General features: G+C 70.0%; 14 protein-coding genes. 12 read left to right on the top strand and 2 right to left on the bottom strand.

Translation table 11 applies throughout. The annotated features are described in order from the left end of the window. The first annotated feature begins 86 nt into the window (after positions 1-86). From KEC56_RS10260 to KEC56_RS10275, 4 genes are all read left to right on the top strand, one after another. Entirely contained in the window at positions 87-449 is a 363-nt protein-coding gene (locus KEC56_RS10260) for a YraN family protein (RefSeq protein WP_175988264.1), read from the top strand. After that, complete coding sequence (locus tag KEC56_RS10265; protein ID WP_227530875.1) at positions 446-1,975, top strand: YifB family Mg chelatase-like AAA ATPase; 1,530 nt, start codon at positions 446-448, stop codon at positions 1,973-1,975. The genes KEC56_RS10260 and KEC56_RS10265 overlap by 4 nt, the downstream gene beginning before the upstream one ends. Further along, positions 1,972-3,129 carry a DNA-processing protein DprA gene (gene dprA, locus KEC56_RS10270; RefSeq protein ID WP_227530876.1) on the top strand — a complete coding sequence of 386 codons (1,158 nt, stop codon included), beginning with the start codon at positions 1,972-1,974 and terminating at the stop codon, positions 3,127-3,129. The genes KEC56_RS10265 and dprA overlap by 4 nt, the downstream gene beginning before the upstream one ends. A gap of 231 nt (positions 3,130-3,360) precedes the next feature. Next, positions 3,361-4,263 (top strand): tyrosine-type recombinase/integrase, encoded by a 903-nt coding sequence (locus KEC56_RS10275; protein ID WP_227530877.1) that lies wholly within the window; start codon positions 3,361-3,363, stop codon positions 4,261-4,263. A 3-nt stretch (positions 4,264-4,266) separates the two neighbouring features. Here KEC56_RS10275 and KEC56_RS10280 read toward each other — a convergent pair whose 3' ends face one another. Further along, entirely contained in the window at positions 4,267-4,758 is a 492-nt protein-coding gene (locus KEC56_RS10280; protein ID WP_227530878.1) for a murein hydrolase activator EnvC family protein, read from the bottom strand. Positions 4,759-5,134: 376 nt separating this feature from the next. Here KEC56_RS10280 and rpsB point away from each other — a divergent pair, with 376 nt between their 5' ends. The 8 genes from rpsB to KEC56_RS10320 all read left to right on the top strand — a co-directional run bounded on the left by rpsB (position 5,135) and on the right by KEC56_RS10320 (position 11,073). Continuing rightward, positions 5,135-6,016 carry a 30S ribosomal protein S2 gene (gene rpsB / locus KEC56_RS10285; protein WP_227530879.1) on the top strand — a complete coding sequence of 294 codons (882 nt, stop codon included), beginning with the start codon at positions 5,135-5,137 and terminating at the stop codon, positions 6,014-6,016. A gap of 40 nt (positions 6,017-6,056) precedes the next feature. After that, entirely contained in the window at positions 6,057-6,884 is an 828-nt protein-coding gene (gene tsf / locus KEC56_RS10290; protein WP_175988281.1) for a translation elongation factor Ts, read from the top strand. A gap of 93 nt (positions 6,885-6,977) precedes the next feature. Next, positions 6,978-7,694 (top strand): UMP kinase, encoded by a 717-nt coding sequence (pyrH, locus tag KEC56_RS10295; RefSeq protein WP_175988283.1) that lies wholly within the window; start codon positions 6,978-6,980, stop codon positions 7,692-7,694. A 70-nt stretch (positions 7,695-7,764) separates the two neighbouring features. Then, positions 7,765-8,319, top strand: a complete 555-nt coding sequence (gene frr / locus KEC56_RS10300) for a ribosome recycling factor (RefSeq protein ID WP_175988285.1) — start codon at positions 7,765-7,767, stop codon at positions 8,317-8,319. Positions 8,320-8,323: 4 nt separating this feature from the next. Beyond that, a complete protein-coding gene (locus KEC56_RS10305; RefSeq protein ID WP_175988287.1) occupies positions 8,324-9,448 on the top strand; it encodes a phosphatidate cytidylyltransferase in 1,125 nt (374 codons plus the stop codon). Beyond that, positions 9,430-10,029, top strand: coding sequence for a DivIVA domain-containing protein (locus tag KEC56_RS10310; RefSeq protein ID WP_372456267.1), 600 nt, complete (start codon positions 9,430-9,432; stop codon positions 10,027-10,029). The genes KEC56_RS10305 and KEC56_RS10310 overlap by 19 nt, the downstream gene beginning before the upstream one ends. A gap of 48 nt (positions 10,030-10,077) precedes the next feature. Continuing rightward, positions 10,078-10,776 (top strand): aggregation-promoting factor C-terminal-like domain-containing protein, encoded by a 699-nt coding sequence (locus tag KEC56_RS10315; RefSeq protein ID WP_227530880.1) that lies wholly within the window; start codon positions 10,078-10,080, stop codon positions 10,774-10,776. Positions 10,777-10,785: 9 nt separating this feature from the next. Next, entirely contained in the window at positions 10,786-11,073 is a 288-nt protein-coding gene (locus KEC56_RS10320) for an Rv1322 family protein (RefSeq protein WP_227530881.1), read from the top strand. A gap of 129 nt (positions 11,074-11,202) precedes the next feature. Here the strand turns inward: KEC56_RS10320 and KEC56_RS10325 are convergent, their stop codons facing one another. Beyond that, entirely contained in the window at positions 11,203-12,252 is a 1,050-nt protein-coding gene (locus tag KEC56_RS10325) for an AI-2E family transporter (RefSeq protein ID WP_227530882.1), read from the bottom strand. Positions 12,253-12,297 lie beyond the last annotated feature (45 nt).

The following is a 12,297-nucleotide window of genomic DNA, read 5'->3' on the forward strand; positions in this document are numbered from 1 at the left end:
CGCACATGTGCTCCGCAGGGGGCGGGTGTGCACCGGTCGTGCGATCCGGGGTCCGCGGCACGGCCTGCTGACTGCAAGCTGTCGGCATGGCAGCGAAAGACGACTTCGGACGAGCCGGTGAGGACCGTGCCGCACTCCATCTGAGCACGCACGGCTATCGCGTGCTCGACCGCAACTGGCGGTGCTCCCAGGGCGAGATCGACATCGTGGCGGAGACCGCAGGAACGATCTGCGTCGTCGAAGTCAAGACTCGGCGCAGCATCGCGTTCGGCCACCCCTTCGATGCCGTCGACGACCGCAAGCGCGAGCGGCTGTGGCGGCTCGGGTACGCCTGGTGCCGGACGCACCCCGAGTTGGCCGGGAACCGGATGCTGCGGCTCGAGGTCATCGGCATCGTCGGTCCCGACCCGGTGGACGCGGTGCTCGAGCACCTGATGGATCTGCGATGAAGACGGCGCGCACGTGGGCCGTGGCGCTCACCGGCGTCGACGGCCACCTCGTCGAGATCGAGGCGGACGTGTCGAATCAGACGCCGGGGTTCAAGATCGTCGGGCTGCCCGACAAGGCGCTGGACGAGGCGGCGCAGCGCGTGCACAACGCGGTCACGAACGCGCAGCTCGAGCTCACTCGTCGCCGCCTCACCGTGAACCTCTCGCCCGCCAGCCTGCCCAAGCACGGCAGTGGATTCGACCTCGGCATCGCCGTCTCAGCGGTGGCGACGGGTGGAGTGCTGGATGCCGCATCCATCGCGCGGACCGTGCACATCGGCGAGCTCGGTCTCGACGGGCGGGTCAGGCCCGTCCCCGGCGTCCTGCCGGCTGTGTTCGCGGCGTCGAGGGCGGGCTTCGACCGGGTGATCGTGCCGCACGCCAATGAGGCGGAGGCGCGCCTGGTGCCGGGTATGCAGGTGCAGGCGGCCACCACACTCGCCGAGGTCGCGATGTGGCACGGAGCCGATCTCGCGGTCGCCGAGGTAGAACCCGTCGGAGCCGAGATCTCGCCGGCGCCGGCTGCGGATCCGCTCGACCTCGCGGACGTCGTCGGACAGGAGGAGGCGGTCGAGGCGCTGATCGCCGCCGCGGCCGGTGGGCATCACCTGCTGATGAGCGGCCCGCCCGGTGCGGGCAAGACGATGCTCGCGCGCCGGCTGCCCGGCATCCTGCCGCCGCTCACGCAGGAGGAGGCGCTCGAGGTCGCCGCCGTCCGTTCCCTCTCCGGAGCGGTCGTGAGCACGCTCGACGACCTGCCGCCGCTGGAGGCGCCGCACCATTCGGCGTCGGTAGCGGCGCTCGTGGGCGGCGGATCGCGCGCCGTCCGTCCCGGCGCCATCGTGCGAGCCCATCGCGGCGTGCTGTTCCTCGATGAGGCGGCCGAGTTCTCGCGCGTGGCCCTGGACGCACTGCGGCAACCTCTCGAATCCGGGGCGATCGAGATCGATCGTGCAGGATTCCGCGCCCGGTTCCCCGCGCGCTTCCAGCTCGTGCTGGCGACCAACCCGTGCCCGTGCGGCAACTACGGCGTCCGCGGCGCGGAGTGCATCTGCCCGCCTGTGGCGATACGCCGGTACGGGGCACGTCTGTCCGGGCCGCTCCGGGACCGCATCGACATCGACCTCCAGGTCGCCCGCGTCGCGGCATCCAGGGCGACCTCGGTGGATCGAGCGGGCATCACCAGCGCACAGGCCGCCGCACAGGTGGCCGCAGCGCGTGGCCGAGCGGCCGAGCGATGGGCGGGGACGCCGTGGCGCCTGAACGCCGAGGTCGCCGGCGCATGGCTGCGCCAGGGCGACCGGAGGCTCGCTCCTGCTGTCCGGGCGCCGCTGGATCGTGCGCTCGAGCGCGGGCAGCTCACCCTGCGCGGCTACGACCGAGTGCTGCGTCTCGCCTGGACCATGGCGGACCTCGCCGGCGTGGATGCCCCGGGCGGCGACGAGCTCGGGCGGGCGCTGTTCCTGAAGAGAGGACTGATCGCATGATCGATGCGCTGATGAACGACCGGGAGATCCGCCGCGCTGCGGAGAGCGCGCGGCCGGGCGACGAGCCCGTCCAGACGCTGGCGCGGGCCGCCTGGAGCGTGATCGCCGAACCGGGAGACGGTGTCGCGGGAGCCCTCATCGCCCAGTTGGGTGCGGCGGAGGCGCTGCGGTTCGGGCTGTCCGACGAGAGCTTCGGACTGGCGGAGAAGGCGGTGCAGGACGGGAGGCGCCGGTGGATGCCGCGGGCGCATCCGCGTGCCGTCCGCGATGCCCTGCGGGGAGCTGCGGAGGTCGGCGCGCAGGTTCTGCTTCCGGGTGATGCGGATTGGCCGTCCGCCGTCGACGATCTCGGCGACCATGCCCCGACAATGCTGTGGGTTCGCGGCGAGGCGTCGCATCTGGCCGCCACGAGTCGGGTCGCGATCGTTGGTGCCCGCGCCGCGACGGCGTACGGCGACTCGGTCGCGGCGGAGCTCGCGGGCGATCTCGCGGCGGGCGGCACGATGGTGGTCTCCGGCGGAGCCTACGGGATCGACGGATCCGCGCACCGGGCATCGCTCGGCGCCGGGGGAGCGACCGTGGCGTTCCTCGCCGGCGGCGTCGATCGCGCATACCCGGCAGGCCACCAGCAGCTGTTCGAACGCATCCGCTCGTCCGGGGCGGTCCTCAGCGAGCTACCGTGCGGTGCCGCTCCGACGAAGTTCCGGTTTCTGGCTCGCAACAGGCTCATCGCCGCCCTCGGCGCGGCGACGGTCGTCGTCGAGGCCGGGTGGCGCAGCGGCTCGCTCAACACCGCCGGACACGCCTCATCGCTCGGCCGGCCCCTCGGGGCCGTCCCCGGGCCCGTGACGAGCGCGGCGTCGGCCGGCTGCCACCGGCTCATGCGCGAGTACGACGCGGTGTGCGTCACCAATGCCGCCGAGGTCCGCGAGATGCTCGGGATCGACGCTGCGCCGACTGCCGACACCGACAGGACGGACCCGGAGCAGGTCCGGCTGCTCGACGCGTTGAGCACCCGTACGGCCCATCCGCCGGTCGAGCTCGCGCGTCTGTCCGGCCTGTCCGTCGAACGCACCCGCGCGCTGCTCGGGACGCTCAGCCTCGAAGGCACCGTGAAGCAGGAGGAGAACGGGTGGCGACGTGCGCGCACCTGATCAGCGGCGGGCGGTCAGGTCGGGCGATATCCGCCTTCGCGGGCGGTCTCGATCCTCCGAGTCCCGCCCCGGGCGCGGCATCCGTCGCCCGCGCTGCATCCGACGGTGCCGGCTCCTCCCTTCAGCACCCCCGTCCCCAGCCCCAGGCGCAGCCGCCCCGGTCCCACGCCGGGCGGCTGCGTGTCGGCGGGGCATCTGCGCCGGGCCTGCGGGACGCGGCAAGCTGTATCCATGGATCTTCCGTCCGCCGCAGACGCGTTCACGACGCACCTCGAGCAGGTGCGTCGCCTGTCCGCTGCGACGGTGCGCGCGTACCGTTCCGATCTGCGTGATCTGGCTGGCGTCGTCGGCGCGGTGCCACTGCGCGAGGTCGACCTCGAAGCGCTCCGGGATTGGCTCTGGCGTGCCACGCAGCGCGGCGACGCCCGCTCGACGCTCGCGCGTCGTGCAGCAGCGGCACGCTCGTTCTTCGCCTGGGCGAAGGACGAGGAACTCATCGTCGTCGATCCGGCGCTGCGTCTGATCGCTCCCAAGCGCGGCCGGACGCTGCCGGCGGTGGCCTCGAAGGAAGGCCTGCGCGACATGCTCGACGAACGCGCCCGCAGCGCGGCGGGCGGCGATCCCGTCGCTCTGCGCGATCACGCGATGCTCGAACTGCTCTACGGCTCGGGGATGCGGGTGTCCGAGCTGTGCGGGCTCGATGTGGACGACCTCGACCTCGACCGTGGCACGGCACGCGTGTGGGGCAAGGGCTCCAAGGAGCGCGTCGTCCCGTTCGGCACGCCCGCGGCCGCCGCGATCGGCGCGTACCTCACGCGGGGTCGTGCGGCGCTGATCGCGCGAGCCGCGACGACGTCTCCCGCCGTCTTCCTCGGCATCCGTGGCGGGCGGATCGGGCCGCGCGCCGTGTACGCGCTCGTCGCGGCCGCCCTGGGTCCGATCATCGGTTCGGATGCCGTCGGGCCGCACGCGCTGCGCCACTCCGCTGCCACCCACCTGCTCGACGGCGGTGCCGATCTGCGCGCGGTGCAGGAGATCCTCGGGCATGCGAGCCTGGGGACGACGCAGATCTACACGCACGTCTCGTCCGAGCGCCTCGCCGCGACCTATCGCCTGGCGCACCCGCGCGCCTGACGCTCAGCGCGGAGGGGACGCGCAGCAGGGGAGCAGCACCGCGCGCGGAACCCCGCCGAACAGCAGCATCGGATTGATGTACACGTCGTTCAGGCGCACGCCGACGTGCAGCGTCCCCGCTGGCGCATGCCCGCCGACGGCGACCGTGCCGATCTCGTCACCGGCACGGACGACAGCACCCGGAGCGAGGTCGGACGCGAGCGGCTCGAACGTGCTCACATAGCCCTCGCCGTGATCGATCGTCAGCAGGGGACGATCCACGACGACTCCGCGGAACGCGACGACGCCGTCCTCGGGCGCTGTGACCGTGGCACCCTGACCCGCTCGGATGTCGATGCCGCGGTGTCCTGGCCCGTAGTCGTGAGCGGGCGCGCGGAACGGTTCGACCACCTCACGCGCACCCGCCGTCGGCCACGACCACGCCGGAGCGGGCGACGGTGCGTCGGCTGCGAAGGCGGGCGGCGGCAGCGTCAGAAGCGCGGCGACGAGTGCCACGACGAGAGCGGGTCGCCGGGTCCGGCTCCGACGGCGTCGGCTGCGATTCGATGTCGGCATCCGTCCATGATCCGACGTCGGCGCGCGCCCCGCCGGAGGGGTGGTCGCGAACCGTGAAGAACCCGTGGGAATCGGCGCCTGTGCAGCGCCGGTGGGAAGGCTCCGATCCTGTACACTTGAGGTCGCACCTCGATTTTCGGGGTGACTACGCGTGCCCAAAGCGATCACCGTCCTCACGGACACCGGTCGCGGCATCCACTCCCTCAGGTCCCGCTCTCCAGAGCGGGTGGGCGTGTGCCGGGCACCAGGATCACCGGTCGCCTGACCGGCGAGAACAACCTCAAGGACGCGCAAGCGTCAGAACCAGGAGAAGACCATGGCTGTGGTCACCATTCGCCAGCTGCTCGACAGCGGCGTTCACTTCGGACACCAGACCCGCCGGTGGAACCCGAAGGTCAAGCGCTTCATCCTCACCGAGCGCAGCGGCATCCACATCATCGACCTGCAGCAGTCGCTCGGCTACATCGACGCCGCCTACGACTTCGTCAAGGAGACGGTCGCCCGCGGTGGCACGATCCTCTTCGTCGGCACCAAGAAGCAGGCGCAGGAGATCCTCGCCGAGCAGGCGACCCGTGTCGGCCAGCCCTACGTCAACCAGCGCTGGCTCGGCGGCCTCCTCACGAACTTCCAGACGATCGCCAAGCGCCTGGCGCGCATGAAGGAGCTCGAGGAGCTCGACTACGAGAACCCCGCGGCTTCCGGCTTCACGAAGAAGGAGCTCCTGCTCAAGAAGCGCGAGCTCGACAAGCTGCACAAGTCGCTCGGCGGCATCCGCAACCTCACCAAGACGCCGTCGGCCCTGTGGGTCGTCGACGCCAAGCGCGAGCACCTCGCGATCGACGAGGCCAAGAAGCTCGGCATCCCGGTGATCGGCATCCTCGACACCAACGCCGACCCGGACGACTTCCAGTACCCGATCCCCGGCAACGACGACGCGATCCGCTCGGTGTCGCTGCTGACGCGCATCATCGCCGACGCCGCCGCCGAGGGCCTGCAGCAGAAGCACAACCCCGAGTCGGGCGACGCCGAGCCGCTGGCCGAGTGGGAGAAGGAGCTTCTCGAGGCTCCCGCCGAGGGCGCCGCTGCTGAGGAAGCCGCCGCTGAGCCGGCCGCCGCTGAGCCGGCCGCCGATGAGGCACCCGCCGCTGAGGCCGCACCGGAGACCGAGGCTCCGGCCGAGGCCGCTGACGCCAAGTAATCCGCGTACACACACCTAACGAGGCAAGGAGCCACCACACATGGCCAACTTCACCATCGCCGACATCAAGGCGCTGCGTGAGCAGCTCGGCACCGGAATGGTCGACACGAAGAAGGCGCTCGAGGAGGCCGACGGCGACGTCGAGAAGGCCACCGAGATCCTGCGTCTGAAGGGTGCGAAGGGCAACGCCAAGCGCGCTGACCGTTCCACCAGCGAGGGCCTGGTCGTCTCGCGCGAGCAGGACGGCAGCGTCACGCTCATCGAGCTGGCCTGCGAGACGGACTTCGTCGCGAAGAACGAGCGCTTCATCGCCCTCGCCGACAAGGTCGCCGACGCCGTCGCCGCCGTGAAGGCGGACTCGGTCGAGGACGCGCTTGCGGCTTCCGCCGGCGCCCAGACCGTCGGCGAGCTGATCTCGGACGAGGCGGCGATCATCGGCGAGAAGATCGAGCTGCGCCAGGTGCGCACCGTCACCGGTGACGCTCTCGAGGTGTACATGCACCGCACGAGCAAGGACCTGCCCCCGCAGATCGGCGTCGTCGTGGCCTACACGGGTGACGACGCGGCGACCGCGCGCAGCATCGCGCAGCACGTCTCGTTCGCCAACCCGTCGTACCTGAGCCGCGAGGACGTTCCGGCCGAGGCCGTCGAGAAGGAGCGCGAGATCGTCACCGAGATCTCGCGCAACGAGGGCAAGCCCGAGGCCGCCCTGCCGAAGATCGTCGAGGGCCGCGTGTCCGCGTTCATCAAGCAGGTCGCCCTGCTCGAGCAGGACTACGCGAAGGACAACAAGCTCTCCGTCGCCCAGGTGGCGAAGGACGCCGGGATCACCGTGACGGACTTCGCGCGGTTCAAGGTCGGCGCGTAGCAGTTCTCAAGGGGTTCGGATCCACCAGGGTCCGAACCCCTTCTTCGTGCCCAGAAGGCACTATCTTGAATCGTGACGAGAGGACATCCACCCATGACTGAACGCACCGGACGCCGCCGCGTCCTTCTCAAACTCTCCGGAGAGGCTTTCGGCGGCGGTCAGCTCGGGGTGAACCCCAACGTCGTCGGTCAGATCGCGCGCGACATCGCCGCGGCCGTCGACCAGGTCGAGATCGCCGTCGTCGTCGGCGGGGGCAACTTCTTCCGTGGCGCAGAGCTCAGCCAGCGCGGCATGGACCGCGGGCGTGCCGACTACATGGGCATGCTCGGCACCGTCATGAATGCCCTCGCCCTGCAGGACTTCCTCGAGCAGGCAGGTGCCCCCACTCGTGTGCAGTCGGCGATCTCGATGACTCAGGTCGCCGAGCCGTACATCCCGCTGCGCGCGGAGCGCCACATGGAAAAGAGCCGCGTCGTCATCTTCGGTGCGGGTGCGGGTCTTCCGTACTTCTCCACGGACACCGTCGCCGCCCAGCGTGCCCTGGAGATCGGTGCGCACGAGGTCCTCGTGGCCAAGAACGGCGTCGACGCCATCTACACCGCCGACCCGAACAAGGACGCCTCGGCGACCCGCATCGACACCGTGACATACCGCGATGCGCTGCAGCAGGGCCTCAAGGTCGTCGACTCGACCGCCTTCAGCCTCTGCATGGACAACGGCATGGACATGCGCGTGTTCGGCATGGAGCCGGCAGGCAACGTCACCCGCGCCCTGCTCGGCGAGCAGATCGGCACGCTCGTCACCGCGTGACGCCGCTTGCCAGGGTGCGAAGGCCGCACCCGGATAGAATTGCACGAACCCCCTGATGATAGGAGCCACCGTGATCGCGGACGTCCTCGCTGAAACCACCACTCGCATGTCGCGCGCCGTCGAGGCCGCGAAGGAGGACTTCGCCACCGTGCGCACGGGGCGCGCGAACCCGCAGCTGTTCCAGAAGGTGATGGTCGACTACTACGGCTCGCCCACGCCGCTCGCTCAGCTCGCCTCGCTCGCGAACCCCGAGGCGCGCTCGCTCATCATCACGCCGTACGACAAGTCGGCGCTCAAGGCGATCGAGCAGGCCATCCGCGACATGCCGAACCTCGGCGCGAACCCCACCAACGACGGCAACATCGTGCGCGTCACGATGCCGGAGCTGACCGAGGAGCGCCGCAAGGAATACGTGAAGCTCGTGCGCACCAAGGGCGAGGATGCGAAGGTGCGCGTACGCGGCATCCGTCGCAAGTCCAAGGACGAGCTCGATGCGCTGAAGGACGAGGTCGGCGAGGACGAAGTCTCGCGCGGTGAGAAGGAGCTCGACGCTCTCACGCGTCAGCACGTGGACCTCATCGATGACGCCCTCAAGCGCAAAGAGACCGAGCTCCTCGAGGTCTGAGCGCATGGACGATCAGGTCGGAGACGCCGAAGGGCAGCCGCTGACGCGGCGAGAGGCCCGCGATGCGGCGACCCCTGATGTGACCCCGGAGGCGGCTCCGCAGCCGCAGAGCGCGCCGAGCCATGAGTCGGTCATTCCGCCGCGCCCGCCGCTTCCGAAGCCTGGGGACGTCTCGACGGAAACCGGCTCGGCGATGCGCGAGCAGCTGCGCCAGGCGCGCGGGGACTTCGAGATCCGTGCGCATCAGGCCAGAGAGCACCTGGATCAGGCGAACGAGCGCATCAAGGCGCGCACGGGTCGCGACCTCGTTCTCGCGATCCTCGTCGGCCTCGCCTTCGGCGCCGTGCTGCTGGGGTCTTTGCTGTTCGTCAAGGAGCTCTTCCTCGTCATCGCCCTGGCGGTCGCCGTCCTCGGGATCTTCGAGCTGTCCCGCGCGCTGCGCAACGCGCAGCGCCGCGTCGACATCGTCCCCCAGGTCGCGGCGGGTGTCCTTCTGATGCTGGCCGGCTACTTCGCGCCCGCCTGGCTCAGCTGGGTGACGCTCCTGTTCGCGGTGGCGTTCGTGATCGTGTGGCGCCTCGTCGCGCAGATGATCGTCAAGGACGGCCGCACCTACGGCGACGTCCTCACGGACGCCCTCGTCGGCGGTTTCGTGCAGATCTACGTGCCGTTCCTCACCAGTCTCGCCCTGATGCTGCTGCGTCAGGACGGCGGACAGTGGTGGGTGCTGGCGTTCATCGTCGTCGCCGTCGCGTCCGACACCGGCGCGTATGCGGCCGGCCTCGCCTTCGGCCGCCACCCGATGGCGCCGCGGATCAGCCCGAAGAAGACCTGGGAGGGCTTCGGCGGTGCAGTGATCGCCGCCGCTGCCGCCGGCGTGCTCCTCGCGTTGTTCATGCTCGATCTGCCCTGGTGGGCCGGTCTCGTCTTCGGCGTCGCCATCCTCGTCTCGGCGACGGTCGGCGACCTCGGCGAATCGATGATCAAGCGCGATATCGGTATCAAGGACATGAGCTCCTGGCTTCCCGGGCACGGTGGCATCCTCGATCGGGTCGACAGCATCCTGCCCTCGACGGTGCCCGCCGTGATCCTGTACTTCCTCTTCTCCCCATGGGCGGTGCTCGCATGACGACGGATGCCGTGAAGCAGACGGACACGCAGACCGCGGGTGCGTCGTCCTTCCGCATCGCCACCGGGCGCGAGCGCGGCTACCATCGTGCAGCCGTCGACACGTTCCTGGCCGCGGCCAGGGAGAGCTTCGAGTCCGACTCCGGCGAACTCTCGGCCGAGGACGTGCGCATCGCATCGTTCCCCCTGGTCAAGGGCGGGTACGCGATCGGCGATGTCGATGCCGCACTCGGGCGCATCGAGGACGCCTTCGCCGCGCGCCGACGCGAGGAGGCGATCCGCGACGGCCGTGCCGAGGAGTGGGTTCTGCGCGCGCGTGCAGAGGCGCAGGTCATCCTCGACCATCTCGCACGGCCCCGCCGCCAGCGCTTCGCCCGCGCAGGATTCCTGTCGTTCGGGTACCGCGTCGACGAGGTCGACCACGTGGCGAACCGCATCGTCCGCTTCCTGCGCGACGGTGACGCGCTGAGCGTGGAGCAACTGCGGTCGGCGGCGTTCCGCATGCAGCGGCACGGCTACCGCGAGGAGCAGGTCGACGCCCTGCTGGACGCCGCCATCGAGGTCATGCTCGCCGTCCGGTGAGCGCTCTCATGGTGAACTCAGGCAGCTCGCGCTAGAATCGATTCCATTGTGACTCCCGGTACTGAGATCGACCCCGTCAGCGGTGCCTCCGCGCAGGTCGCGTCGGCAGCCCCGAAGCTCCCGGCCACCACCAAGCGCTCCTGGATCCGCAGGCGCGGCATCACCGGCGCCCTCGCTGGATTCGGCGTCGTCGCCATGGCGGCAGCCGTCATCGCACCGACCGGTATGGCGCTGGCCGAGCAGTCCGAGGCCGACACCACGACGGCGTTCTCGCTCGCGGTCGAGGACACCCAGGATCTGACCGTCACCGTCCAAGGCGCGACCATCGCCCCCGTCGAGCGCGGCAGCTTCGAGGTGTACGTGAAGCCCAAGCCCCAGCCGAAGCCGGCACCCGCGGCCGCGTCGACGTCGACGTCGACGTCGACGCAGTCGTCATCCAACGCGCCGGGCCCTGTCTTCTACACCGGCGGCGGCGCCCCGGCCGAGTGGATGGCCGCTGCGGGTATCGCATCGAGCGACTGGGGCTATGTCGACTACATCGTCTCCAAGGAGAGCGGCTGGAACCCGAACGCGACGAATGCGTCCTCCGGTGCCTGCGGCCTCGTCCAGGCTCTGCCCTGCAGCAAGGTCCCCGGCAACGGCTACGACCCCGTCGACAACCTCCGCTGGGGCAACGGATATGCGACCGGCCGCTACGGCAGCTGGGCGAACGCGTACGCGTTCTGGACCGCGAATCACTGGTGGTAATGTCCGGCCATGCCCCGCTCGAACCGACGGCGTCCGGAGCGCCAGGATACTGACGACTCCTTCCAACGGCTTCTGGCCGGGTGGAAGCGCACCGAGGTGCGGCGGGGCCGGCAGTGGACCGTGCAGCCGGTCTCCGGCCGGCAAGCCGTGAAGGAGTACACCTGCCCCGGCTGTCACCGGGCGATCACGCCGGGAACGCCGCACCAGGTCGTGTGGCGCGCCGACGGCGTGCTGGGGGATGCCGCGGACCTCGCTGCCCGCCGTCACTGGCACACCCACTGCTGGCGTGCGGCGTGACGATGCAGATCCGCGGACCGCTGGAGCTTCCCGCGCATCGAGAGGACACCGAGCTGACGACCGCCGACGATCCACCCGAACGCGCTCCCTCTGCCGACAGAGTGGCCGGCCTGACGGGCGCGGAGCGCGTCAGCGCTCGTTCATCCGCGGGATGAGCACCTGGCGGTAGATGATCAGGATGCTCGCGGCGACCGGGATCGCGATCAGCGCGCCCAGCAGGCCGAGCAGCGATCCGCCGGCGAGGGCGGCGACGACGACGACTGCGCCGGGCACCGAGACCGCACGACTCATGATGCGCGGAGAGATGACGTATGCCTCGATCTGCATGTAGATGAGGTAGTAGATCCCGGCGGCGAGGGCGGTCGCGGGGGAGCCCAGGCCGGGGATCAGGCACACCAGCACGATGATCGTCGAGCCGGTCAGCGTTCCCACGAGCGGGATGAGCGAGAAGAAGAAGGCGATGACGGCGAGCACGGCGGCGAACGGGGCGCCGATGATGTTGAGGTAGATCGCGCTGAGGATGCCGTTGATCACGCCGAGCGTGACCTGACCCATGACGTAGTAGCCGACCGAGTCCGTGATCTGCTCGGCCAGGTCGATGAATCGGGGCCGCTTCGAGGCGGGGACGAGCTGGTAGACGGAGCGCTTGAGCGACGGCGTGGATGCGGTCAGGTAGATCGTCAGGATGAGCACGATGAACGCGCCGAACAGTCCGCCGACGATCGAGACGCTCGCGTTGATGACGCCGCCGGTGATGTCGCCGAGATTGGCGATCAGCCAGTCCTGGGCCTCGGTCAGCACGCGCTCGATGTCGAGATTCGGGAAGAGCCCCGTGATCCAGTCCTCGACGTCCGTGAGGAAGGTCGGCCGGCTCACGAGCTGCGTGATCTGCTCGATGAGCTGCATGACCTGCGAGACGAGCACCGGCAGCACGATGAGGACGATTCCCGCGAAGACGCCGAGGACGAGGACGAGGGTGATGAGGACGGCTAGCCAGCGGGGGAGTCTGCGGCGCTCGAGGAACGAGATGACCGGGTCAAGGCCCAGGCTGATGAACAGCGCGGTGCCCACGTACAGGAGCACGGTCGACAGCGACTGGATGCTGCCGATCAGCAGGATGCCGAGGCCGACGCCGAGCGTCGCGACCAGCGCGGTGCGGAACGGATTGTGGAGTTTCATCTGCTCTCCTCCGGATGACTGCTCTCAGGCTAGTCGGCCGACCGG

It is taken from the genome of Microbacterium tenebrionis (assembly GCF_020682665.1).
GTDB classification, from domain to species: Bacteria; Actinomycetota; Actinomycetes; order Actinomycetales; family Microbacteriaceae; genus Microbacterium; species Microbacterium tenebrionis.

What these genes read in the sequence shown, in the direction of transcription:
- KEC56_RS10260 (WP_175988264.1), top strand. Translation starts at nt 87, where the DNA reads ATGGCAGCGAAAGACGACTTCGGACGAGCCGGTGAGGACCGTGCCGCA.
- KEC56_RS10265 (WP_227530875.1), top strand. Translation starts at nt 446, where the DNA reads ATGAAGACGGCGCGCACGTGGGCCGTGGCGCTCACCGGCGTCGACGGC.
- dprA (WP_227530876.1), top strand. Translation starts at nt 1,972, where the DNA reads ATGATCGATGCGCTGATGAACGACCGGGAGATCCGCCGCGCTGCGGAG.
- KEC56_RS10275 (WP_227530877.1), top strand. Translation starts at nt 3,361, where the DNA reads ATGGATCTTCCGTCCGCCGCAGACGCGTTCACGACGCACCTCGAGCAG.
- rpsB (WP_227530879.1), top strand. Translation starts at nt 5,135, where the DNA reads ATGGCTGTGGTCACCATTCGCCAGCTGCTCGACAGCGGCGTTCACTTC.
- tsf (WP_175988281.1), top strand. Translation starts at nt 6,057, where the DNA reads ATGGCCAACTTCACCATCGCCGACATCAAGGCGCTGCGTGAGCAGCTC.
- pyrH (WP_175988283.1), top strand. Translation starts at nt 6,978, where the DNA reads ATGACTGAACGCACCGGACGCCGCCGCGTCCTTCTCAAACTCTCCGGA.
- KEC56_RS10305 (WP_175988287.1), top strand. Translation starts at nt 8,324, where the DNA reads ATGGACGATCAGGTCGGAGACGCCGAAGGGCAGCCGCTGACGCGGCGA.
- KEC56_RS10310 (WP_372456267.1), top strand. Translation starts at nt 9,430, where the DNA reads ATGGGCGGTGCTCGCATGACGACGGATGCCGTGAAGCAGACGGACACG.
- KEC56_RS10320 (WP_227530881.1), top strand. Translation starts at nt 10,786, where the DNA reads ATGCCCCGCTCGAACCGACGGCGTCCGGAGCGCCAGGATACTGACGAC.
- KEC56_RS10325 (WP_227530882.1), bottom strand. Translation starts at nt 12,252, where the DNA reads ATGAAACTCCACAATCCGTTCCGCACCGCGCTGGTCGCGACGCTCGGC.